The 22,040-nt window shown below is 68.7% G+C and carries 22 protein-coding genes, 1 tRNA gene and 1 riboswitch; of the genes, 9 read left to right on the forward strand and 14 right to left on the reverse strand.

The window, feature by feature from the left end; translation table 11 throughout:
- Positions 1 to 35: 35 nt before the first annotated feature.
- The 7 genes from pknB to ACWDX9_RS02500 form a co-directional block, all read right to left on the reverse strand.
- Positions 36 to 1,910 carry a Stk1 family PASTA domain-containing Ser/Thr kinase gene (gene pknB / locus ACWDX9_RS02470; RefSeq protein WP_449948069.1) on the reverse strand — a complete coding sequence of 625 codons (1,875 nt, stop codon included), beginning with the start codon at positions 1,908 to 1,910 and terminating at the stop codon, positions 36 to 38.
- Positions 1,911 to 1,993: 83 nt separating this feature from the next.
- Positions 1,994 to 3,346, reverse strand: a complete 1,353-nt coding sequence (locus ACWDX9_RS02475; RefSeq protein WP_449948072.1) for a serine/threonine-protein kinase — start codon at positions 3,344 to 3,346, stop codon at positions 1,994 to 1,996.
- A 21-nt stretch (positions 3,347 to 3,367) separates the two neighbouring features.
- A complete protein-coding gene (locus ACWDX9_RS02480) occupies positions 3,368 to 4,828 on the reverse strand; it encodes a peptidoglycan D,D-transpeptidase FtsI family protein (RefSeq protein WP_449948075.1) in 1,461 nt (486 codons plus the stop codon).
- Positions 4,825 to 6,243 carry an FtsW/RodA/SpoVE family cell cycle protein gene (locus ACWDX9_RS02485; protein WP_449948078.1) on the reverse strand — a complete coding sequence of 473 codons (1,419 nt, stop codon included), beginning with the start codon at positions 6,241 to 6,243 and terminating at the stop codon, positions 4,825 to 4,827. The genes ACWDX9_RS02480 and ACWDX9_RS02485 overlap by 4 nt, the downstream gene beginning before the upstream one ends.
- The gene (locus ACWDX9_RS02490) at positions 6,244 to 7,542 is read right to left on the reverse strand and encodes a Stp1/IreP family PP2C-type Ser/Thr phosphatase (RefSeq protein WP_449948081.1); all 1,299 of its coding nucleotides are present in this window, start codon (positions 7,540 to 7,542) and stop codon (positions 6,244 to 6,246) included.
- Complete coding sequence (locus ACWDX9_RS02495) at positions 7,539 to 8,009, reverse strand: FHA domain-containing protein FhaB/FipA (protein ID WP_364263220.1); 471 nt, start codon at positions 8,007 to 8,009, stop codon at positions 7,539 to 7,541. Before ACWDX9_RS02495 ends, ACWDX9_RS02490 begins: the two co-directional genes overlap by 4 nt.
- A 17-nt stretch (positions 8,010 to 8,026) precedes the next feature.
- Entirely contained in the window at positions 8,027 to 8,767 is a 741-nt protein-coding gene (locus tag ACWDX9_RS02500; RefSeq protein ID WP_091081864.1) for an FhaA domain-containing protein, read from the reverse strand.
- A 199-nt stretch (positions 8,768 to 8,966) separates the two neighbouring features.
- Here ACWDX9_RS02500 and ACWDX9_RS02505 point away from each other — a divergent pair.
- A tRNA-Leu gene (locus tag ACWDX9_RS02505) sits at positions 8,967 to 9,049 on the forward strand.
- A gap of 327 nt (positions 9,050 to 9,376) precedes the next feature.
- Here the strand turns inward: ACWDX9_RS02505 and ACWDX9_RS02510 are convergent.
- Both ACWDX9_RS02510 and ACWDX9_RS02515 read right to left on the reverse strand, forming a co-directional pair.
- On the reverse strand, positions 9,377 to 10,399 hold the full coding sequence (locus tag ACWDX9_RS02510) for a hemolysin family protein (RefSeq protein ID WP_449948084.1): 1,023 nt from the start codon (positions 10,397 to 10,399) through the stop codon (positions 9,377 to 9,379).
- Positions 10,396 to 11,745, reverse strand: a complete 1,350-nt coding sequence (locus ACWDX9_RS02515; RefSeq protein ID WP_449948087.1) for a hemolysin family protein — start codon at positions 11,743 to 11,745, stop codon at positions 10,396 to 10,398. Before ACWDX9_RS02515 ends, ACWDX9_RS02510 begins: the two co-directional genes overlap by 4 nt.
- Before the next feature lie 241 nt (positions 11,746 to 11,986).
- On the opposite strand from ACWDX9_RS02515, the gene ACWDX9_RS02520 reads away from it, so the two are divergent.
- Entirely contained in the window at positions 11,987 to 13,279 is a 1,293-nt protein-coding gene (locus ACWDX9_RS02520) for an LCP family glycopolymer transferase (RefSeq protein ID WP_449948090.1), read from the forward strand.
- 6 nt (positions 13,280 to 13,285) lie between these two features.
- Here the strand turns inward: ACWDX9_RS02520 and ACWDX9_RS02525 are convergent, their stop codons facing one another.
- The gene (locus tag ACWDX9_RS02525) at positions 13,286 to 13,942 is read right to left on the reverse strand and encodes a GOLPH3/VPS74 family protein (protein WP_449948093.1); all 657 of its coding nucleotides are present in this window, start codon (positions 13,940 to 13,942) and stop codon (positions 13,286 to 13,288) included.
- A gap of 23 nt (positions 13,943 to 13,965) precedes the next feature.
- Between ACWDX9_RS02525 and ACWDX9_RS02530 the strand changes: the two genes are divergently transcribed.
- The 5 genes from ACWDX9_RS02530 (at position 13,966) to ACWDX9_RS02550 (ending at position 17,725) form a co-directional block, all read left to right on the forward strand.
- Positions 13,966 to 14,571, forward strand: coding sequence for a TenA family protein (locus ACWDX9_RS02530; protein WP_449948096.1), 606 nt, complete (start codon positions 13,966 to 13,968; stop codon positions 14,569 to 14,571).
- Positions 14,572 to 14,617: 46 nt separating this feature from the next.
- Entirely contained in the window at positions 14,618 to 15,496 is an 879-nt protein-coding gene (locus ACWDX9_RS02535) for an Fpg/Nei family DNA glycosylase (protein WP_449948100.1), read from the forward strand.
- Positions 15,497 to 15,516: 20 nt separating this feature from the next.
- Positions 15,517 to 15,912, forward strand: a complete 396-nt coding sequence (locus ACWDX9_RS02540) for a winged helix-turn-helix transcriptional regulator (RefSeq protein ID WP_350732399.1) — start codon at positions 15,517 to 15,519, stop codon at positions 15,910 to 15,912.
- Positions 15,909 to 16,232 (forward strand): rhodanese-like domain-containing protein, encoded by a 324-nt coding sequence (locus ACWDX9_RS02545; RefSeq protein WP_350732401.1) that lies wholly within the window; start codon positions 15,909 to 15,911, stop codon positions 16,230 to 16,232. Before ACWDX9_RS02540 ends, ACWDX9_RS02545 begins: the two co-directional genes overlap by 4 nt.
- 55 nt (positions 16,233 to 16,287) lie before the next feature.
- Positions 16,288 to 16,403: riboswitch (TPP riboswitch) on the forward strand.
- Positions 16,394 to 17,725, forward strand: coding sequence for a purine-cytosine permease family protein (locus ACWDX9_RS02550; RefSeq protein WP_449948103.1), 1,332 nt, complete (start codon positions 16,394 to 16,396; stop codon positions 17,723 to 17,725). Its footprint overlaps the riboswitch before it by 10 nt.
- On the opposite strand, the gene ACWDX9_RS02555 is transcribed toward ACWDX9_RS02550, so the two are convergent.
- Complete coding sequence (locus ACWDX9_RS02555) at positions 17,694 to 18,263, reverse strand: methylated-DNA--[protein]-cysteine S-methyltransferase (RefSeq protein ID WP_449948106.1); 570 nt, start codon at positions 18,261 to 18,263, stop codon at positions 17,694 to 17,696. The two genes, ACWDX9_RS02550 and ACWDX9_RS02555, sit on opposite strands and share 32 nt — an antisense overlap.
- A 94-nt stretch (positions 18,264 to 18,357) precedes the next feature.
- Here ACWDX9_RS02555 and ACWDX9_RS02560 point away from each other — a divergent pair, with 94 nt between their 5' ends.
- Complete coding sequence (locus ACWDX9_RS02560; RefSeq protein ID WP_449948109.1) at positions 18,358 to 20,262, forward strand: ATP-binding protein; 1,905 nt, start codon at positions 18,358 to 18,360, stop codon at positions 20,260 to 20,262.
- 234 nt (positions 20,263 to 20,496) lie between these two features.
- Entirely contained in the window at positions 20,497 to 20,928 is a 432-nt protein-coding gene (locus tag ACWDX9_RS02565) for an ATP-binding protein (protein WP_355203142.1), read from the forward strand.
- Here the strand turns inward: ACWDX9_RS02565 and ACWDX9_RS02570 are convergent.
- From ACWDX9_RS02570 to ACWDX9_RS02580, 3 genes are all read right to left on the reverse strand, one after another.
- Positions 20,912 to 21,553 (reverse strand): YidC/Oxa1 family membrane protein insertase, encoded by a 642-nt coding sequence (locus ACWDX9_RS02570; protein ID WP_449948112.1) that lies wholly within the window; start codon positions 21,551 to 21,553, stop codon positions 20,912 to 20,914. The two genes, ACWDX9_RS02565 and ACWDX9_RS02570, sit on opposite strands and share 17 nt — an antisense overlap.
- Positions 21,554 to 21,631: 78 nt before the next feature.
- On the reverse strand, positions 21,632 to 21,832 hold the full coding sequence (locus ACWDX9_RS02575; RefSeq protein ID WP_350732412.1) for a DUF6412 domain-containing protein: 201 nt from the start codon (positions 21,830 to 21,832) through the stop codon (positions 21,632 to 21,634).
- A complete protein-coding gene (locus ACWDX9_RS02580; protein WP_185079462.1) occupies positions 21,829 to 22,002 on the reverse strand; it encodes a hypothetical protein in 174 nt (57 codons plus the stop codon). Before ACWDX9_RS02580 ends, ACWDX9_RS02575 begins: the two co-directional genes overlap by 4 nt.
- Positions 22,003 to 22,040: the final 38 nt, after the last annotated feature.

Here is a 22,040-nt window from a genome sequence, read left to right on the forward strand (position 1 = left end):
GGGCCGCCCGGGAACGGGCGGCCCTTCTTCATGTCTCAGTTGCCGGTGCCTCCGAGGCCGTCGTCGCCGATCGGGTTGTCGTCGGTCGGCTGGTCGCCGTCGGACGGGAAGTCCGTCTGGTCGTTCGTGGGCGTGTCCGTAGGCACTTCCGTGGTGGGCTGCGGGTTGTTCGTGTCCAGGCCGGGACCGGTGGACACCACGATCGTGATGGTCGTGCCCGGTGCCTGCTTGGCGCCCTCACCCGGGTTCTGCTGGATGACCGTGCCCTCGGGCTGCTCGTTCGCCTGCGGGACGACCCTGGTCTTGAAGCCGGCGGCCTTGATCTGGGCCTTGGCGTCCGCCTCCGTGAGCCCGATCACGCTGGGCACCTCACCGAGCTCCTTGGGCACGTAGAGGGTGACCGCGCCGCCCTTCTCGATCGCCTCGCCGGCCTTGGGACTGGTGTCGATGACCGTGCCCTGCGACTTGCTGGAGATCTTGGTCTTGACCGTGCCGCGCAGGCCCGCGTCCTCCAGCGTCTTCATGGCGTCTTCCTGCGACTGGCCGATGAGGCCGTCGGGCACCTTGACCTTCTCCGGGCCCTTCGAGATCACCAGCTTGACCGTGGACTTCTTGTCGACCTTGGTGTTCTCGGCGGGTTCCGTCCTGATGACGCTGCCCTTGTCGACCTCGTCGCTGTTCTCCTGGACCACCTGGACGGTGAGATCGAGATCACTGAGCTGCTTCTCCGCGTACGCGCGCTCCTGGCTGGCCAGCGACGGGATCGTGACCTGCGTGGCGGTCGGAGTGGCCTTCGACCCGAACACCGAGTAGCCGACCCCGATGAACGCGGCGATGATCGCCAGCGGGACGATGATCCACAGCGCGGTCTTGACGGCGTTGTTCCCGCCGCCGCTCGCCCTGCGCCGCCCGCCACGGCCGCCGCCGCCACTGCCACCCTCGTCGTACTCGTAGGGTGGGACCGCGGTGGTGCGCTGCGTGGCCGGGCCCTGCCCCGCCTGGGTCGCGGTCATCATCCGCGTGCCCTGGTTGAAGTTGCCCGTCATGGCCATCGTCTGGGCGTCGGTCGGCATCCCGGACATCGCCCGCTGGATGTCGGCCCGCATCTCGCCCGCGCTCTGGTAGCGGTGGGCGGGGTCCTTGGCCATGGCCTTGAGCACGATCGCGTCGGCCCACGGGGGGATGTCGCGGTCGATCTGCGACGGCGGGATCGGCTCCTCGCGCACGTGCTGGTAGGCGATCGCGACGGGAGAGTCGCCGGTGAACGGCGGCTGCCCGGTCAGCAGCTCGTAGAGCAGGCAACCGGTGGAGTAGATGTCGCTGCGCGCGTCGACCCGCTCGCCGCGCGCCTGCTCGGGAGACAGGTACTGGGCGGTGCCGATCACCTGCGCCGTCTGCGTCATCGTGGCCGCGGAGTCGGCCATCGCGCGCGCGATGCCGAAGTCCATCACCTTGACGTCGCCGGCGCGCGTGATCATCACGTTGGCCGGCTTGATGTCGCGGTGCACGATGCCGCCGCGGTGGCTGTAGTCGAGCGCCCGCAGGATGCCGTCGACGAGCTCGACCGCGCGCTCCGGCAGCAACCGCCGGTCCTGGCGCAGCAGGTCGCGCAGCGTCCGGCCGTCGACGTACTCCATCACGATGTACGGCACGGGGGTGCCTTCGGTACCGTCTTCGCCGGTGTCGTAGACCGCGACGACGGCCGGGTGGTTCAGAGAGGCGGCCGATTGTGCCTCGCGGCGGAAGCGGGCCTGGAAGGTGTGATCGCGCGCCAGGTCGGACCGGAGGGTTTTGATCGCGACTATGCGGTCCAGCCGGATGTCTCGGGCACGATACACCTCGGCCATGCCGCCGCGCCCGACGACACCGTCGAGCTCGTAGCGACCTCCGAGTAGCCGAGGCTGAGTCATTTCCTGCACTGTCCCTTACCGTTCATCTTGGGTACCGGCCTGCTCGGGGGGCCGCCGGTGTCCATCATCGACCCCAAAGCGCATCACGTCTCCTCCTTGGGCGGGTTTGTATCACCCGGGTCCGGCGAGGCGGTGGGTGTCGGAGTTTTGGGTGTAGTGGTGGGCGTTGGGGTCGGTGTGGGCGTAGGGGTACGGGTGGTCGGGGTCGGTTTCGGTGTCGGCTTCTTGGTAGGTGTTGCCGACTTGCTTACCGTAGCTGACCGCGAGGGTATAGGCCTCGGTGACTTCACCGGAACCACGGAAGGCCGCTTGGTACGTCTCTTCGTGGGCGAGGGTGTCGCCCGGTCCGGCGGCGCCACCGCCGATTTGGTCGGCTCGGCCACGTCCGGCGTCGGCTGCGTCGGCTGCCGGTCGGCGAACGTGATGGCGCTGAGCCCCACCGCGGCCGCGCAGCCCGCGGTGGCCACCAGGGCCAGCGTCCTCCTGTGGCGCTTCCCCCCCACGGCCGGCTCCTGCGGCGTGGTGGCCGAGTGGAGGTGGTCCGTCTCCTGCTCGTCCTCCGGAGCCGGCTCGCGTACCCGGAAGCCTCCCGGGTCGGTGAGCATGCTGAGGTCGGCGCCCTGCTCGGCGCTGGCCAGCGACTCGCGCAGCAGGTAGGCCCGGTCGGCCACCTCCAGCGCCGAGGCCGGGCGTCGCGCGGGGTCCTTCGACAGCAGCGACATGACCAGCTCGCGCACCGGCGCGGGCACGTCCACCCCGAGGGGCGGCGGGTGCTCGTTGAGGTGCTGCAGCGCGATCGCCACCTGGCTGTCGCCGCGGAACGGCGTGCGCCCGGCCAGACACTCGTAGGCCACCACGCCCAGCGAGTAGAGGTCGGTCGCGGGAGTGAGCGGGAACCCCTGGGCCTGCTCGGGGCTGACGTACTGGGCCGTGCCCAGCACCGTGCCCGTCTGCGTGACCGGAGCCGCCTCCAGGGCCCGCGCGATGCCGAAGTCCGTGACCTTGATGGTCCCCTCTGAGGTGACCAGCAGGTTTCCCGGCTTGATGTCGCGGTGGATGATCCCGGAGGTGTGCGCGGCGTGCAGCGCCTTGGCCGTCTGGCCCACCACGTCGAGCGTCACCTCGGGCCCGATGGAGCGGTTGCGCGCCAGGATCGCCGACAGCGGCTCGCCGTGCACCAGCTCCATCACGAGGTAGGCCAGGTCGCTCTGCTCGCCGTAGTCGAAGATCTGCGCCACTCCCGGGTCGGCCAGGGCCGCGGTGATGCGCGCCTCGTTCCTGAACCGCTCACGGAAAGTGGGGTCGGCGTAGATGTGGCTGCGCAGGATCTTCACCGCCACCTCGCGCCCGAGCAACTCGTCACGGGCGCGCCAGACCTCCCCCATACCGCCTGTGGCGATGCGGGAGATCAGGAGATAGCGGTTACGGAGCCGCATGACCTTGCAGGTTACCGTCACTCACTTGTTCAGCACCGCCTCCAGCACGGCCTTTGCGATCGGCGCGGCGGTGTGGCCGCCGGTCGCCTCCGCACCGACGTTGGCAGCACCGGACTCGACGATGACCGCCAGGGCCACCTTCGGATCCTCGGCAGGCGCGAAGGAGATGAACCAGGCGTGCGGTGGCTGGCCATCGGCCGTCTCCGCGGTGCCCGTCTTACCCGCTACTTGGACGCCTGGGACCTGCGCCAGGTTTGCGGTGCCGTTCTGGACGACGCTGACCATCATCTCACGCAGCTTGCCCGCCGTCTCGGAGCTGACAGCTTCCGACAGCTCCTCGGGCTTGGCCTGGTCGAGCGGGTCACCCTTGGCGTCGGTGATCTTGTTGACCAGGTACGGCTTCATCACCTTGCCGTCATTGGCGATGCCCGCGGCGATCATGGCCATCTGCATCGGGGTCATGCGGTTGCTGCGCTGCCCGATCGAGGCCATGGCCAGGGCCGCCTTGTCCTCTTCCGGGCCGAAGTCGCTGGCGGTGACCGACATCGGCACGGCGAGCGGCTGGCCCATGCCGAACTTCTCGGTCTGCTCCTTCATCTTGTCGTAGCCCAGCTCCATGCCCATCTTGCCGAACGGCGTGTTGCAGGACTTCTCCAGCGCGAAGGTCAGCGTGACCGAGCCGGAGCCGCAGGCGGCGCCGCCGTAGTTGGGCAGGCTGATGTTCGTGTTGGGCAGGGGCAGCCGCTGCGGCGCGTCGACGGTGGTCTGCGGGCCGGCCGAGGAGTTGTCCTCCAGGTAGGCCGCCATGGTCACGACCTTGAACGTCGAGCCGGGCGGGTAGGTCTGCGCGATCGTACGGTTGAGCAGCGGCTGGCCCTTCTCCTTGGCCAGCTCGTCGTAACGGGGGAAGACCTTGGTCTTGTCGGTGCCGGACAGCTCGGTCGGGTCGTAGGTGGGCAGCGAGACCATCGCCAGGATCCCGCCGGTCTTGGGGTCGAGCGCCACGAGCGCGCCGCGCTTGCCGCTCTGCCGCAGCGCGTCGTAGGCCGCCTTCTGCGCCTTGGGGTTGATCGTGAGATCGACGTTGGCGCCCCTGGTCGGCTCGCCGGTGAACAGGTCGATGCTCCGCCGCAGCAGCAGGTCGGCGCTGGAGCCGTTGAGCAGCTGGTTCTCGGACCTCTCGATGGCGCTCTCGCTCTCCGGCGAGAAGAAGCCGGTGACGTGGGCGTAGAGCCTGGCGTCGGGATATTGCCTGAGGAACCTGAAGTTCGGGTCCTTGGTCTCGACGGACTTCGCGAGCACCTTGCCGCCCGCGGTGATGAGGCCACGCTCGATCGCGTAGCGATCGTAGAAGTTGCGGACGTTGCGGGCGTCGCCGCGCAGGCCCTCCGCCTTCACGGCCTGCAGGTAGTTCACGTTGATCATCAGTAGCGCGAACATGGCCAGGCAGGCCACCGCCACGCGCTTCAGAGGGCTGTTCATCGTTGGAACACCTGCGTCAGTCCTTCGTTCTGGATCGCCTGGGGCGGAGGCCGCCGCGCCGCATCTGACATGCGTACCAATAGCGCGATAAGGATCCAGTTAGCCAACAATGCCGAGCCACCCTGGGACATGAACGGGGTGACAAGGCCGGTCAGGGGGATGAGATTGGTCACACCGCCGACGATGATGAAGACCTGCCAGGCCAGGATGAACGACAGGCCGCCCGCCAGGAGCTTGGAGAACGGGTCGCGGGCCGCCAGCGAGGTCCGCAGGCCGCGCTCGACCAGCAGGGCGTACATCATGAGCAGCGCCATCAGGCCGGTCAGGCCCAGCTCCTCGCCGGTGGCGGCGAAGATGAAGTCGGAGAACGACAGCGGGATCTGCTTGGGGTTGCCCTCGCCGAGTCCCGTGCCCAGGATGCCGCCCGCGCCGAACCCGAACAGGCCCTGCATGATCTGGTAGCTCTTGCCGCACATCGGGTCGCCCGGCGGATCCTTCTCGCAGACGGGGTCGTTGCCGTAGTAGATCGGGTTGCTCGGGTCGAGCCAGGCGTCGAAGCGGGCGCCGACGTGGTCGAAGACCTGCCCGGCGAGGAAGGCGCCGCCGACGAAGAGGAGCACGCCGATCAGCACCCACGAGGTGCGCTGGGTCGCGATGTAGAGCATCGCGATGAACGTGCCGAACAGCAGCAGCGAGGTGCCCAGGTCCTTCTCGAAGACCAGGACGAGCAGGCTGAGCCCCCAGGTGATGAGGACGGGACCGAGGTCCCTGGCCCTGGGCAGGTCGATGAAGAGCAGCCGCCGCCCGGCCAGCGCCAGCACGTCGCGCTTGGCCACCAGATAGCCGGCGAAGAAGACGACCAGCGCCAGCTTGGCGAACTCGCCCGGCTGGATGGAGAAGCCGCCGATGCGGATCCAGATCTTGGCGCCCTGCACCTCGCTGAGGCTGCCCGGCAGCAGCGCGGGGATCGCGAGCAGGACCAGGCCGACGGCGCCCGCGGTGTAGGTCATGCGCTGGAGCATGCGGTGGTCACGCAGCACGATCAGGGTGATCGAGAACATGACGACGCCGAGACCCGTCCACATGATCTGGTTGGTGGTGGACGCGCCGCCCATCTTGGCGGCCTCCAACCGGTAGATCATCACCAGGCCGAGACCGTTGATCAGGGTCACCAGCGGCAGGATCAGCGGGTCGGCCCAAGGGGCGAACTTCGCCAGCACGAGGTAGGCGGCCAGCATCAGGCCGCCCAGACCCAGCCCGTACGCCAGCATGCCCGCGGGGACCTTGCCGTCCACCGCCAGGCCCACGTTGGCGTAGGCCCCCATGACGATCAGCACCGCCAGAGCGAGCATGACGAGCTGGGCCATGCGGCGCTTGGCCGGCATCGGGACGGGGGAATCTGCGACTTCGCTCATTTACCGTTGCTTCGTCTTGGTCGCGCTCACGGTCGGCGTGGGCGACGAGCTGGCGGTCGTGGCGGGGGTGTCGCTGCTGTCCTTGTCGTCCTTCTGGGCGAACTTCAAAGCGTTGATCTTCGTGATGCCTTCGTCGACATTGGTGACCGGAATGCCGCCCTTGATCAGCGCCTGGTCGGCATCGGACAGCTTGGAGAGCTGCCGGCCCGTGGCCTTGGAGACCTTGAAGAGCTGGAAGGGGCCCAGCTCTCTCTGGACCCCCTGGAACACGACCACCTCGTCGCCCCTAGCACCGACGAAGAACTGGTCCTGGGTCCACTGATATCCAAAATAACCGCCGACGCCCACGGCGACGACGCCTATGCCGAACACGGTGACCAGCACGGGCCACACACGACGACGCCTGCGCCGGGGCGCCTCGGCGACCGGCTCATCGAAGTCGTCGTCGGTGAGGACCGGCTGGGGCGCGGTCACCGCGCTGGCTCGCCCCGGATGGGTCTCCTGGGGGTTGCCATGCAGCCGGGTCATGCCGGCGGCGCCGACGATGGCGGCCTCGGTGGGCACCTGCTGCCCGTCGGTGATCTCCACCACGTCGGCCAGCACGCATGTGATGTTGTCGGGCCCGCCACCTCTGTTCGCCAGATCGATGAGCTGGCGCACGACCTCTTCAGGATCGTCGATGTTGGTGAGCGTGGCGTGCAACGTCTCCGCGCTCACCACGCCCGACAGGCCGTCGGAACACAGCAGGTAGCGGTCGCCGATCTGCGCCTCGCGGAGGGTCAGGTCGGGATCGACCTCACCACTGCCGTCGAGCGCGCGCAGCAGGATCGAGCGCTGCGGATGCGTGGCCGCCTCTTCCGGCGTGATGCGCCCGTCGTCGACGAGCTGCTGCACCAGCGTGTGGTCATGGGTGATCTGGTAGAGCTCCCCGCGCCTGAGCAGGTAGGCGCGCGAGTCGCCGACGTGCACCAGAGCGACCTGGGTGCCGTGCCAGAGCATGGCCGTCAGAGTCGTGCCCATGCCTTTGAGGCTGGGATCCCGCCCCACCATCTCGTGCAGCTTGCGATTGGCGTCGCGTACCGCTGCCTCGATGGCGTTGAGCAGGTCACCCCCCTGTTGGGCCTCTTCCAGAGAGGCCATGGCGGCGATGGCGACTGAGCTCGCCACCTCGCCGTGTGCGTGCCCGCCCATACCGTCTGCGACGGCGAGCAGGCGGCCGCTAGCGTACGCCGAGTCCTCGTTTCCTTCGCGGAGGAGGCCGACGTCCGAGCGGGCGGCGTAGCGGAGTGCGATGGTCATTTGCGCAATTCAATGACTGTCTTGCCGACGCGGATCGGAACACCGAGCGGCACCGGGGTCGGGCGGGTGACTTTCGAGCGGTCGAGATACGTGCCGTTGGTGGACCCAAGATCTTCCACGATCCATTGACCGTCCTGGGGAAAGAGCCGGGCATGCCGGCTGGAAGCGTAGTCGTCGGTGACTACCAGCGTGGCGTCATTGGCCCGGCCAATGGTGATGGGCGTCTCCGTGAGGTTAATGGTGGTGCCCTGCAAGGGGCCACCGGTAACGATGAGCTGGCGGGGCTCGCCCTTTTTGTTCTTGGGCTTGGCCGCCGGTTTGGTGGGTTTCACGCCTTTGCGTGGACCCACGGGAGCCGTGCGTGAACCGAACAAGTCAGTCCGGATCACGCCGACTGCGGCAATGACGAAGAACCACAGCACCGCCAGGAAGGCGAGCCGGATCAGCAGCAGCGTGAGCTCGGACATGGACCGCTTGTCTACCCCTAATCGCGCCGGAACACCAGAGTCGTGCGCCCCAACGTCACTCGCGTGCCGTTCTGGAGCTCGATCCTGCGTACCGGCTGGCCGTTGACGAAAGTGCCGTTGGTGGACCCGAGATCGACGAGGGCCACCGTCTGGCCCTCGACCCGCAACTCCGCATGGTGTCGCGATACTCCCGGATCGACCAGACGAAGATCGCAGTCGGTGCCCCTGCCGAGCAAGGTCACCGGAGTGGTGAGCTCGTAGGAACGGTCGCCCTGCGGGTCGTCCTGAGTGGAGACGAGCAGCCTCGGCCGCCCGTTGAAAGCGTTCGGCCTCGACGGAGGCAGGTCGCTCGCCGGCTGGCGAATCTCGTCCTGCTCGACCGTCGCGCCGCGGATGACGCCGGACCTGATGCGGAACAGCCCCACAGCCAGATCGCCGGCGGTCTCGAAGCGGACCCGGACCGGTCCCACAAAGGAGTAGCCCTGTTCCTTGGCGTACTCCCTGGCAAGGTTGGCCAGCTCGTGACTGATGCTGTCAGCGTAGACCTCAAGCCGTTCGCTGTCGGTCGTGGACAGTTCAACCACGAAGTCGTTGGGCACAAGCGTGCGACCCTGAGCGACGATCGCCGCACGCTCATCCATCTCCCGCTGAACCGCGCTGGCGACCTCGACCGGCTGAAGGTCAGATTTGAACGCCCGCGCAAAGGCCCCCTCAACCAAGCCTTCGAGCCTTCGCTCGAAGCGCTGAAGGACTCCCACCGGGTACCTCCCTTCCTCCGTGCATATGATCGCGGCCCCCAGACGCGTCCGGCGCCCGGTTCCCGCTCGTTCCACGTCACGGCATCCCTGGCGCTCGTCGGCTGTCGCGCCCAGCTCCTCCGCTCCCGTGTCTTATGCGATCGTATCCGGGTTCAGTACCAGTGGCTGTTCCGTGCTAGTGTTCTTTCCGCACCCACAAGGGCGGGTGGCGGAACGGCAGACGCGCACGGTTCAGGTCCGTGTGTCCGAAAGGACGTGAGGGTTCAAATCCCTCCTCGCCCACTCGATGACTGGGGACTCTTGGTCGCAAGCCTTTGGCTGGCTCCCGTGAGTCCCCTCGTCATTTCTCCCGGGGGGTAACCCCCGGACCCCCAGCGTTTTTCCGGGGGGAGGTCCCGCGGGCCCCCTGTCTGGAAGAGATCTCCCAGACCCTCCGTCGCCGCCGGCGCTTCTGTCTTCTGTCATGGCAGACCCACATTGGCGAAGTGTTTGCTGGATCGCAAGAGGGGCTGTCTCTCTTTTCAAGAACCTGTTGGTAACGGGCGTGCCGTGTTTTGACGGTACGCCCGTTTGGTTGCAACCTGCTTTCGGGTGACTTGTCGGTGTGTTTTACGTCACAGTGGCCAGAGTTCTGGTGTCCAGGAGTTCGCCCAGGAGATCTGTGAGGCTCACCATGCCGATGACGTCGCCAGGTTGAGCTGTCACCAGGGCCAGGTGGGCTCTTGCCTCCTGTAGGGCCGTCACCGCCTCAGGGACCTGGGTTACGCAAGGGAGCTTCGGTAGCGGGCGGCAGAGGTCTTCTGCCTTGCTTGCCGGCTGTAGGAGGGCGTCTCTTGCGTGAAGGGCGCCTCTTACGTTGCCTGGCGTGCCCACCAGGAGTCTGAGGTGGCCGCTCTTTGCCGCCGCTTCCTTGATCTCCTCTGCGTTTGCCTGGGGTGGGACCATGACCGCTCGGCCTATGGGGATCATCAGGCGTTCTATGCCCTCGTCGTCCAGGCGGAGGGCTCGGGTCAGGAGGTCGTGTTCGTCGCGGTCCAGGAGGCCCATGCGGCCTGACTCGCCCACCAGCATGGCCAGCTGGCGGGGGGTCCTGGTCGTGACCAGCTCGTTCCTGGGCTGGACGCCGAACAGGCGCAGGATGAGGTTGGTCAGGCCGTTCAGGGTCGACAGGAGCGGGCGCATCACCCAGGTGAAGGCGCGGAAGGGGACGGTCAGCAGCAGGGCCGAGCGTTCCGGGTGGGTCAGGGCCCACGACTTCGGCGCCATCTCGCCCACCACCATGTGGAGGAAGGTCACCAGGGCCAGGGCGATCGTCAGCGCGATGGGCATGCGCAGGGCCTCCGGGACGCCGAGTGCGGCGAAGACCGGCTCCAGGGTGTGCTCGATCGCGGGCTCCGTCACCTGGCCGAGGCCCAGGGTGCACAGCGTGATGCCCAGCTGGGCGCCCGCCAGCATGAGGGAGAGCTGCTTGGTGCCGCCGACCGCCGACCTGGCCGCCAGCCTGATCAGGCGGTTGTTGCGGGAGGCGATCTCCTCCAGGCGGTGGCGCCTGGCGGAGACGAAGGCGAACTCCGCGGCCACGAACAGCGCGTTGAAGGCCAGCAGCGCGAGGCTGACGACGAGCATGGTCATCGGGCCACCTCCGCGTGCTGGACGGGGGCCACGCGGACCCACTCGGGCACTCTGCGGTTGAGAGACATCACTGTCAGCTCTGCCAGGTGTTCCTGCTCGTCCTCTGCGAAGGGGTCGGTGTCGTGTTCGATCGGCACCGTCACCGTGTCGCCCTCGTCGGGCATCCTGCCGAGCCTGGCCAGGACGAGACCCGCGAGAGTGTCGTAGTCGTCGCTCTCCGGGAGCGCGACGCCCGTGGCGCGCTCGACCTCGTCGAGCCGCAGCCTGCCCGGGACCTCCCAGATGCCGCCCGGTTGCTCGACCACGCCGGCCGGCTCCGGGTCGTTCTCGTCGACCAGCTCGCCGACCAGCTCCTCGGCCAGGTCCTCGACCGTGATCACGCCGGCCAGGCCGCCGTACTCGTCGATGACGCAGGCGATGTCGTCCTTGGCCACGCGCATCCGGTCGAGCACGGCGGGGAGCGGGAGCGAGTCCGGGACCAGCAGGGCCGGGCGGACGATGCTCGCCATCTCGCCCTCCTGCAGGCCCGACGAGAGGAGCTCGCGTACGCCCGTCACGCCGATGACGTCGCCGTCCTCGTTGATGACCGGGTAGCGGGAGTGGCCGCAGCTGCGCATGATCTCGATCAGGTCCGAGATGGGCTGTTCGGAGCGCAGCACGACGACGCGCGGGCGGGGGACCATGATCTCCTCCGCCGTGCGGTCGCCGAACTCCAGAGCCCGTTCCAGCAGGTCGGAGAGTCTCGGAGGGAGTTCGCCCGCCATGGTCGACTCCTCGATGATGCGGGAGAGCTCCTCCGGCGTCGCGCCGTGCTCCACCTCCTCCACCGGCTCGATGCCCACGCGCCTGAGCAGGCCCGTCGCCGCCGAGTCGAACAGCTTGACCACCGGGCCCACCACGGACAGGTAGACCAGCGTCGAGCTCGCCAGGAACTTGGCCACCGGCTCCGGTCTGGCGATGCCCAGGTTCTTGGGCGCGAGCTCGCCCAGGACCATCTGGACCACGGTCGCCACGAAGACCCCGATGGCGACCGAGAGACCGGTGATCACGGTGTCGGACAGTCCGGTGTCCGCCAGCCATGGTCGTACGATCGTGGCGATCGCGGGCTCGGCCAGGAAGCCGACCAGCAGTGCGGTGACGGTGATGCCGAGCTGTGCGCCGGAGAGCATGAAGGAGAGGCGGGACGTGACCTGGAGCGCTTTTTCGGCGGCCTGGTCACCCGCTGCCGCCTGCTCGCGGAGCAGGGCGCGGTCGGCGGCCACGAAGGCGAACTCCTGAGCGACGAAGTAGCCGGTCGCCGCCGTGAGGAGGATGAGGGCCAGCAGGCCCAGATAGGCGCTCACCATGGTGAGCTCTCAGAGGAACCCGTGCTGGCGCACGGGCAAAGACTCCACGGGTCCGGAGCGGACACGATCTTCCCTTCGATAGAGGTCGTCCATAACCGTAACGATGCTGGTGGCATCTATGTTTCCGTGGTGACTCTTCCCTGGTTCTGCGTACTTTTCCATGGGAAAACCTTGGCCGAGTGTCTTCACTGGTAAGGGGTTCGACGTAGCGTTTATGACAAACCGAAGGGAAGAAGGCGAAGTGTCTGAGGACGACCGTACGCGGGCCATGCGCTCACCAGGCGACGGCCGCCCGCTGCCGCCGAGGCCAGGTGACGGCCTGCGCGCCGGAGGTGCGCCGGCCCACCAGGTCCCGTCCGCGCCCCCTGGCGGGCCGGGTGCGGCCACGCACAAGCTGCCTGCGGCCCCGCAGTACCCCGAGCGGGGGTCAGGCGCCGCCTCTCCCGGCTCCGCCCCGGACGAGCCGGCCCAGGGTCGTTCGCGCGTGTACGGCCGGGCCCGCTCCGGCAACAGCCCGGCCCAGCCGCTGCGGTCGAGGCGCGGCCCCTCGGACCCGTCGAAGCCCCGCAGGCGGGTGTCCGGAAAGACGATCCTGAAGATCGTCGCCGGGCTCGTGGTCGTGCTGCTGGTGGCGGGCGTGGGCATGCTCTTCTGGATCAACTCCAGGATCGCCGGCATCGACGGCGTGCTCGACAACTATCAGGGCCGGCCCGCCGACACCCCCGGCACCAACTGGCTGCTCGTCGGCTCCGACAGCCGCAAGGGCCTGTCGGCGGCCGAGCGCAAGAAGCTCGCCACGGGCCGGGCGACCGGCGGGCAGCGTACGGACTCGATGATGCTGCTGCACATCCCCGAGGGCGGCGACAAGCCGACGCTGGTCAGCCTCCCGCGCGACCTGGCCGTCGACGTCCCGGGCAAGAGGCGCGACAAGCTCAACGCCGCCTACAACGGCGGGCCGCAGCTGCTGGTCCGCACCGTGGAGTCGGTCACGGGCGTGTACATCGACCACTACATGGAGATCGGGTTCGCCGGGTTCGTCGGCATCGTGGACGCCATCGGCGGCGTCGAGATCAACGTACGGGCCGCCGTGGACGACCCGAAGGCCGGCCTCAAGCTGAAGAAGGGCACGCAGGTGCTCAACGGCGCCCAGGCCCTGGGGTACGTACGGACCCGCAAGGGCGGCGCGCTGCCCGACTTCGAGCGGACCAAGCGGCAGCGGCAGTTCCTGGGCGCGGTCGTGAAGAAGGCGGCCAGCCCCGGAGTGCTGATCAATCCGTTCACGTCGATCCCGCTGGCGATGAGCGCCACCGACGCGGTCTCGGTCGACGGCGGTACGGGCGCCTTCGACCTGCTGTCGCTGGGGCTGGCGATGGGCGACAGCCCGGTGACGACGGTGGTTCCGTTCGGCGGCACCGAGCGGCTCGCGGACGGCGGCGAGGCGATCAAGTCGGACCGGCCCAAGGCGCTGGCCCTCTTCAACGCCCTGAAGGAGGACAAGCCGGTGCCGAAGGACGTCATCGACACCGGCAACTAGAGCGGCTCACCCGGAGGTGGAGGTCGTCGCGGCGACGGTCGCCGCGGTGACCGCCGCGATCATGGCCGCGTTGATGGCGGCGATGGTCTGCGCGACCGCGTCGGCCGTCCAGGCACCCTCCGCGATCTCCTTGACGCGCTGCCTGCTCGCCTCGGGGAAGGCCTTGCGGTCGAGCTTGGCCGCGTGCGCGATGGCGATCAGGACGGCCGTGCGGGCGTCGGGGTCGGCGCCCGCCAGCGCACCGGTCACCCGGTCCCTGACCGAGGCCTCCACGTCGGGGTCGGCTTCAGGCCAGCGCGTCGTGGGGAAGACGCCCAGCACCTTGCCGCGCTGCTCGGTCAGCACGCCCGACTCCGCCAGCCTGGTGAGCAGGCGCCTGCGCAGCTTGGCCGACTGCAGCCGCTGGACCCACCAGGCGGGCTTGCGCTCCTTGCCCTCCTCGGCGATGCGGGCCAGCGTGGCGTCCAGCTCGGAGTCGCCGAGCGGGGACGGGTCCATGACCGTCACCTTCTTGTCCGACAGCTCCAGCCGGCCGTTGACGGCCAGCTCGGCGAGGAGCGCGCCGGCGAGGGCCGGGTCGAGCTGGGTCCCGGAGACGAGCGGCGTGCCCTTCTCGTCGTTGTAGGCGATCAGGAGGAGCTCTTCGGCGATCGTCACAGTCATGCTTCGACACTAACCTCCCAGCCATGACTATCTCGGAGAAGTTGCACGCCGTCGGCCGCCCGCTGCTCCGGGCTCAGCTCGAGCACCCGACCGTGGCCGGCATCGCGCGTGGCGACCTGCCCGAGGCGGTGTTCAGGTCGTGGCTGGAGCAGGACTACCTGTTCCTGCTCGACTACGTACGGGTGTTCGCGCGGCTGGCCTGGCAGGCGCCCGACGGGCATCTGGGTGATCTGGTGGACCTGGCGCACACCACGTACCACGACGAGTTGAGCCTGCACAGGTCGTTGTCGGCCGAGTTCGGCGCGGATCTGGAGGGGGCGGTGAAGGGGCCGGCGTGCGCGGCGTACACGGCGTTCCTGCTGGAGTCGGCGGCGTCGTACGGGGAGGGGCTGGCGGCGCTTTATCCGTGTATGTGGGGATATTCGAGTCTCGGGCGGATATTGGCGGAAATTTCCCCTGCTGAGTCGAAATATCGGGCGTGGGTGGACACGTACGCGGATCCAGCCTTCGCGGCGCTCACCGCGCGGATCGCGCAGATGATCGACGAGGCCGCGCCGGACCCGGCGCGGGCCGAGGAGCTGTTCGCCGAGGGGATGGCGCACGAGCTGGCCTTCTGGAGCGTGCCGTAGCCGTCCACAGGCTGTGGACGGCCGGACGCGCACGTACCCTGGGGACATGCCGGAACTTCCCGAAGTGGAGTCGCTCACCCATTTCCTGCGCGAACGGGCCGTGGGCCGTACGGTCCTGGGGATCGACGTGGTGGCCTTCCAGGCGCTCAAGACGTTCGACCCGCCGGCGACCGCGCTCGGCGGGCTGACCATCACCGGGGTGTCGAGGCACGGCAAGTTCCTCGACCTCGACTGCGACGGCCTCCACCTGGTCATCCACCTGGCCCGGGCGGGGTGGCTGCGCTGGCGCGACGACCTGTCGGGCGCGAAGCCCGTACGTCCAGGCAAGGGCCCGCTCGCGGTACGGGTCCGGCTGGCGCCCGACGAGGAGGGCCTGGCGCCCGGGTTCGAGCTGACGGAGGCCGGGACGCAGAAGCGCCTGGCCGTCTACGTCACCAAGAACCCGGACGACGTCCCCGGCATCGCCGCACTCGGCCCCGACCCCCTCGACGGGTCCTTCACCGTCGACGCGCTCAAGCGCATCGTGGGCGGCAACCGCACCCAGATCAAGGGGCTGCTGCGCGACCAGAAGATCATCGCCGGCATCGGGAACGCCTACTCGGACGAGGTGCTGCACGCGGCCAAGATGTCCCCGTTCAAGATCGCGGCCACGCTGACGGACGCGCAGATCGCCGACCTGCACGAGGCCATCATCACCACCCTGGGGGAGGCGGTGGAGCGGGCGCACGGGCTGGCGGCCAAGGACCTCAAGGCGGAGAAGAAGTCGGGACTGCGGGTCCACAACCGGACCGGGCAGCCGTGCGACGTCTGCGGCGACACGATCCGCGAGGTGTCCTTCGCGGACTCCTCGCTGCAGTACTGCCCCACCTGCCAGACCGGCGGCAAGCCCCTCGCCGACCGCCGGCTGTCCCGCCTTCTCAAGTGAGCTCGACGGAAGAAGGCACTGTGGAACCGCTCGACGACTACGACGTGCGCCAGTGGGACACGCGCGAGGACTGCGAGGTGCGCCAGATCCTCGACCGCATCGCCGACAAGTGGTCGCTGCTCGTGATCGCCCTGCTCGACTGCCAGAGCCTGCGCTTCACCCAGCTCCGCCGCGAGATCGACGGCGTCAGCCAGCGCATGCTCAGCGTGACCCTGCGCCAGCTGGAGCGGGACGGCCTGGTCAGCCGCACGGTTCATCCCGTCGTGCCGCCCAGGGTGGACTACGCGCTCACGCCGCTCGGCCGTACGCTGCACGAGACCATCAAGTCGCTGGTCACCTGGACGGAGACGCACCAGGAGGAGATCGCCGCGGCGCGTGCGGCCTACGACGCCAGGCGCGAGATGATGGAGTCATGACCGTTCCTGAGATCGAGGCCAGTGCCGTTCCGGCAGACGCTTACCTGCTCGACGTCCGTGAGCAGGACGAATGGGTCGCGGGGCACGCCCCGGAGGCCGTGCACATCCCCATGACGCAGATTCAGGGGCGGGTCGACGAGGTGCCCGGCGACCGCACGGTCTACGTCGTCTGCCGGGTGGGCGGCCGGTCCCTGCAGGTCGCGGCCTGGCTCAACCAGCTCGGGCGCGACGCCGTCAACGTCGGCGGCGGCATGCAGTCGTGGGAGTTCGCGAGCCGCCCGATGGTCAGCGAGACCGGGCAGCAGCCGTTCGTGGCGTAAAAGGGCCCCACTGTGGCGGTTTCGTCGTTGCTGAGGCATGATGAGGGCGCCAACTGCAGATTGTCGCGGGAGCTCGGGGTGCGCCGGGCTGAGAGGGCAGCCATAGATCCGCTGCCGACCGCCTGAACCTGTCCGGGTAATGCCGGCGTAGGGAGTGTGCGATGACGCATGTCGTCGACGAAGTTCCGCTGACTCTTGAAGGCAGGCCGCCGAAGACCCTGGGCGTGCTCGATCAGGGCGCGCTCTGGGCGAACCTCGGAGTCAGCCTCCTGGGCTTCTCCGGCGCGTTGCTCCTGCTCAACCCCCTGTCCGACGCTCCCCTCAGCCTGACCGCCGCGCTTTTGGCGACCGTGGTCGGCAGCCTGATCGGCACCGCCATGGTGGGCCTGTCCGCCGTCCCCGGCACCCAGACGGGGCAGCCCGCGATGGTGCTGCTGCGGGGCCTGTTCGGGGCGCGGATCTCGTACGTCCCCACGGTGCTGAACATCGTCCAGATGCTCGGCTGGGCCGCGTTCGAGCTGTGGGTGATCGCCAAGGCGGCCAGCGCGATCTTCGGCGCCGTGCCGTACCAGGTGTGGGTGATCGCGGCGGGGTTGCTGACCACCGCGCTCACGATCTGGCCGCTCGGGTCCGTCAGGCTGCTGCGGCGGTACGTCACCATCGGCGTGATCGTGTCGATGGTGTGGTTCGCCTGGTTCTTCCTGACCAGGGCGCCCGCGCACACCGGCGGGTCCTGGACGGCCTTCGCGCCCGCCGTGGACTACGTGATCGCGCTGTCGGTGTCGTGGGTGCCGATGGCGGCCGACTTCGCCCGGCACTCTAGGTCGAGCAGGGCCGCGTTCACCGGCGTCGTCGGCGGCTACACGCTGGCTCAGGTCGCCTGCCTGGGCCTGGGCGTGTTCGCGGTGGCCATGGCGGGGGCCGACAAGGTGGCGGCCGACGGGACGTCGGTGTTCGGCGCGTTCGTGGCGGTGCCGCTGGGCGCGCTGTTCTTCGCGATCCTGGTGCTGCGCGAGACCGACCAGTCGTTCGCCAACGTCTACTCCACCACGGTCTCGCTGCAGAACCTGATGCCGCGGGTCGACCGGCGCGTCTTCTCCATCGCCATCGGCGTGCTGAGCGTCGCGATCGCCCTGGTCGTGGACGTCAACTCGTACGGGGCGTTCCTCGGGGTGATCGGGGCGGTGTTCGTCCCGATGTTCGCGGTGCTGGCCGTGGACTACTTCGTGCTCGGCGGCTCGCGGAGCTGGAACACCGCGGAGAACGCGCCCTCGCGCTGGTCGAGGCTGGTGCCGTGGGCGCTCGGCTTCGTGGCGTACTGGCTGACGACCTCCGCGCCCACGCTCAAGCCATGGGACGGCTTCTGGCAGGAGGTTCGCGACGCCATCGGCTTCACCCGGCAGCCGTGGATGAACGGGGCGCTCGGCGCGGCCGTCGTCGCCGTGCTGGTCACCCTGCTGATCAGCTGGTCGACGCGCGCCTTTCGACGTTGAGCAGGTGCTGCTTGGCGGCCGCGCCGCCCGCGTAGTCGCCGAGCGCGCCGTCCTCACGCACCACCCGGTGGCACGGCACGATCACGCACACGGGGTTGGAGGCCAGCGCGTTGCCGATCGCCCGCAGCGCGCGCGGCCTGCCGATGCTCGCGCCGATCTCCTCCAGCGTGGTGGTGGTGCCGTACCGGACCGCCATCGTCTTCTGCAGCACCGTGCGGGCGAAGGACGTCGCCAGCGCCAGGTCGACGGGCGTGGTGAACGCGCGCAGGCGGCCGGAGAAGTAGGCGTCCAGCTCCCTGCGCACCGGGTCGAGCCGACGCGGATCCGGGCCGATGAACCTGCCCACGTGCCTCGTGAGCAGCTCGAACACGGCGTTTTCCGGCTCGAAGCTGCACGCCGCGACGCCCTTGCCGGTGACCGCGAGCATCAGCCTGCCGACGGCCCCGTCATAGGGGCCGAACGCGATGTCGGGAGGCGCCTCACCTCGATAGGTGCTGGAGGTCACGCGCAACAGGGCATCGAGATCGTTGCTCGACATGCCACCAGCCTCCCAGCCGCCGAGAATCACCGTGACCGCAGCGTATCGGACGGATCGCCCGACGCACTCACCACGCCACGTGCACTATGGAGGAGTGGGGGACGAATGGGCCGGTAGTGACGACGAAATAGCTCGCGCTGCCCTCGCCGGTTCGCCCAACGCCGTCGTGGTCGTCGACCGTGATCAGAGCGTACTGGTCTGGAACGAGGCGGCCGAACGGCTGTTCGGGTGGACGGCGGAGGAGATGCTCGGGCGCCGGGCGCCGATCGTGCCGGGCGAGCTGACCGCCGAGCACAACGCCGTGCTCGAACGCGTACGCACCGGCGGCCAGGTCTCGGTCCGCACCAAGCGCTTGCGCGACGACGGGACCGTGCTCGACGTGCGCGTCGACATCAGCGCGCTGCGCCTGGGCAGCTCCGTGGCCGGGTACGTCTGCGTGCACCACCTCGCGCGGGCCGACCAGGTGGCCAAGGACCGCATGGCCCGCCGGGCCAGGCTGGTGCGCCGGCTCACCGACGTGGTCGGCGACATCAACTCCGAGCTTGAGCTGTCGGCCGTGCTCGACCGGATCTCGGCCAGCCTCACGGAGCTCACCGGGGCGGACGCGGGCGGGTTCGTGCTGATCGAGGGTGAACGGTTACGGCTGGTCAGCACGTACCAGCTGCCGGAGGCCATCAGGGGCACCACTTCGGACCTGCGTACGAGCCTCGTCGACAAGCTCTTACGCACCGGCAAGACCGTCATGCTGGAGTCGAACGGGCTCGAGGACCTGGTCTGGGCCCGGCTGAAGGGGCTGCACACGATCGCACTGGGCCTTGCCGCCGTCGGAGGGCGCCCGTACGGGGCCTTGTACGCGTTGTTCGCCCAGAGCACACCCGGACACCTCGAACTGGAGCTGCTGGAGCTCCTGGCCGGTCACGCGGGCATCGCCGTCGGCAACGCGGTGGCCTACCAGGAGGCGGTGCGGCAGCGGGCGCACGAGCAGGCCGTCTTCGACGCCAGCGCCGACGGCATCGCCGTGCTCGACGGATCGGGACGGGTCGTCCGGTGGAACCCGGCCGCCGCCGAGCTCACCGCGTTCCCGGCCGAGGCCGTCATCGGCGGGCCGCCGCCGTTCCCGCTGCCCAAGCCGGGCGAGAAGGTCACGTTCCAGATGGAGACCGGGCGGTGGCTGGACGTGGTGAGCGCGCAGATCGAGGAGACCGGCGAGGTGGTCATCGACTTCCGTGACGTGACCACGGCCAAGGAGCTCGAGGAGGCCAAGGACCTGTTCCTGGCCACGACCAGCCACGAGCTGCGTACGCCGATCACGATCGTGCGCGGGTTCGCCAGCACGCTCGACCGGCGCTGGGACAAGATGAGCGACCCCGAACGCCGCTCGGCCGTGCACACGATCTCCGAGCGGGCCAGGTCGCTGGGTGAGCTCATGGACCACCTGCTGCTCGGGGCCAGGGCGGGGGCCGACGAGCTCAAGGTGCGGATCGAGGAGTTCGACCTGGCCGAGCGGATCGACGCGGCCACGCTCGGGCTGCCCGCGCTGTCGGACAGGCACCGGGTCGAGGTGGTCATCCAGGAAGGGCTGCCGAACGTGCTGGGGGACGCCCTGGCCACGGACATCGTGCTGGGGCAGCTGCTGGAGAACGCGTTCAAGTACTCGCCCAAGGGCGGGCTGATCAGCGTGGAGGCCTGGGCCGAGGCCGACAACGTGGTCGTGGTCGTGGACGATGAAGGGGTCGGTATCGCCCCTACTGACCGAGAGAGGATCTTTGAGAGGTTCGTCCAGGTGGACAGCGGCGACCGGAGACGGTTTGGTGGAGTGGGGCTCGGTCTCTACATAGTCCGCAGCCTCGCCAGGGCCCAAGGCGGAGACGTGAGCGCGCACCCGAGACCCGGAGGCGGCACACGGATGCGTCTCGAACTGCGAGCGAGCGCCGCCGCCTGGACTGAGGAGCGGCGGGAGCGCAGCGACCAGAGCGACGAGGGAAGGCGGCGGGTCTGAGCGAGCGAGCCGCCTCACGAAGTGAGGCCATGAGCACGAGGGGCTTTTCGTGCGTAGATTCCACTATCGGATCCGACACACCGAGGCGGTAACGAGGTGGTCACAGTTGAGCTGATCTATCGTCCAATGTGTACAAGCTGTGATCGAGATGCGGTTTCTGGGATCGAGTAACGGGGCATTTCGGTCGTACCGGGGAGTGTTCCCGCGGGGGGCACAGGGAACGGGGAGGTGGGTGTGTCAAGCGTGGTGCTGCTGCCGTACGCGCCGTCCAGCGTCGCCGTCGCCCGCCAGCGCCTGAGCACTGAGCTGCAGGACAGCGGGGTTTTTTCGACGGCGATCGATGACGCGGTGCTCGTGGTGAGCGAGCTGCTGAGCAACGCGCTGAGGCACGCGCATCCCCTTCCGTCGGGGATGGTGAGAGTGGCGTGGCTTCGGAGTGACGATCACATCGAAGTGGCGGTGAGCGACGGGGGTGCGGCGACCGAGCCGCGCGCGGGCCGCCCGACCCTGTCGTCGCTCGGGGGCCGGGGGCTCGGCATCGTGGAATACGTGGCGGAGAGCTGGGGGGTCCGGCACGACGGTGACACGACCACGGTGTGGGCCATCCTGCCCGCTCCTTGCGGATCGATGAACGGGCAGGTCACAGCCCTCAGAGAGGCCGGCTAGCCAGCACCGCCCGCTCGGTCGTGGCCCATGCCATGGACACGAGCAGGTAGAGCCCGGCCGCGAGCGGCAGCACCAGCGCGGCGAGCACGGAGCCGTACGGCATCCATGGCAGGAGTCGCTTCAGCCACTCCGGCTGGTCCTCGGTCACCTTGATGTTCCTGGCGGAGAACCATGCCACCACCGCGACCAGCGCGATGACCAATACAAAGACCAAAACAGGCGCACTGACCAGACCGAAATTGGCGATCGCCCCGGCGACCTGCTGACCCAGCGGAGCGCCGAAAAGGGTATGTCCGGCCAGCGCGGTCGGATGCGTGGCCACCCGGTACATCAGCCACATGAACGGAAACTGCCCCAGCATCGGCAAGAACCCGGCGAACGGCGAAGTGCCTTCCTTGGCGAACAGCGCCGAGGTCTCCTTGGCCAGCCGCTCGGGGTTGCGCGCGTGGCGCTTCTGGAGCTCGCGCAGCTTGGGGGCGAGCCGCTGGCGGAGCTTCATGGTCCGGGACTGGCGGACGTTCAGGGGGAGCAGCAGGAGCCGTACGGCCAGGGTGAACAGCACGATGCCCAGCGCGGCACTGCCCCCGGACATGCTGATGACGAACGTGACGAGAGAATCGATCATGAGCCCTACTTGGAGTGAGATGGGGGAAAAGGGCTCACTCGTACGAGGAGCCCCGCTTGACGATGAAGCGGGGCGTGCCTAAGGGGCTCGTGGACGCGAGCGACCGGCCGCGTCAGGGTCGCGCTGCCGCTGGAAGGCGGTACGGCGCGCGTAACTCAGCGGAAAGCTCGGCGGCCCTCCACTGAGGATGGGCAGGAACGTGGCTGCCCACGTGGCCAGCAGCAGGATCGCCAGCATGGTGATCCCGACCAGCCACGGGTCGAACAGGAAGAACGTCAATGCGATCGGGAGGACTTGCCCACCACGGTGACCGCGACGAAGACGAGCAGAGCGATCACCCCGATGATCAAAGCGATCTTGACCAGGCCTACCAGCATCGGCAGCAGGAAATTGAACAGCACGAAGAGACCCAGCAGGGTCCCCAGCACAAGCATCACGACTCTACCCATGACAGCAACCGTACGTCGTCCGGACATGATCCGCGAGG

This window comes from Nonomuraea sp. NPDC003201, assembly GCF_053590415.1.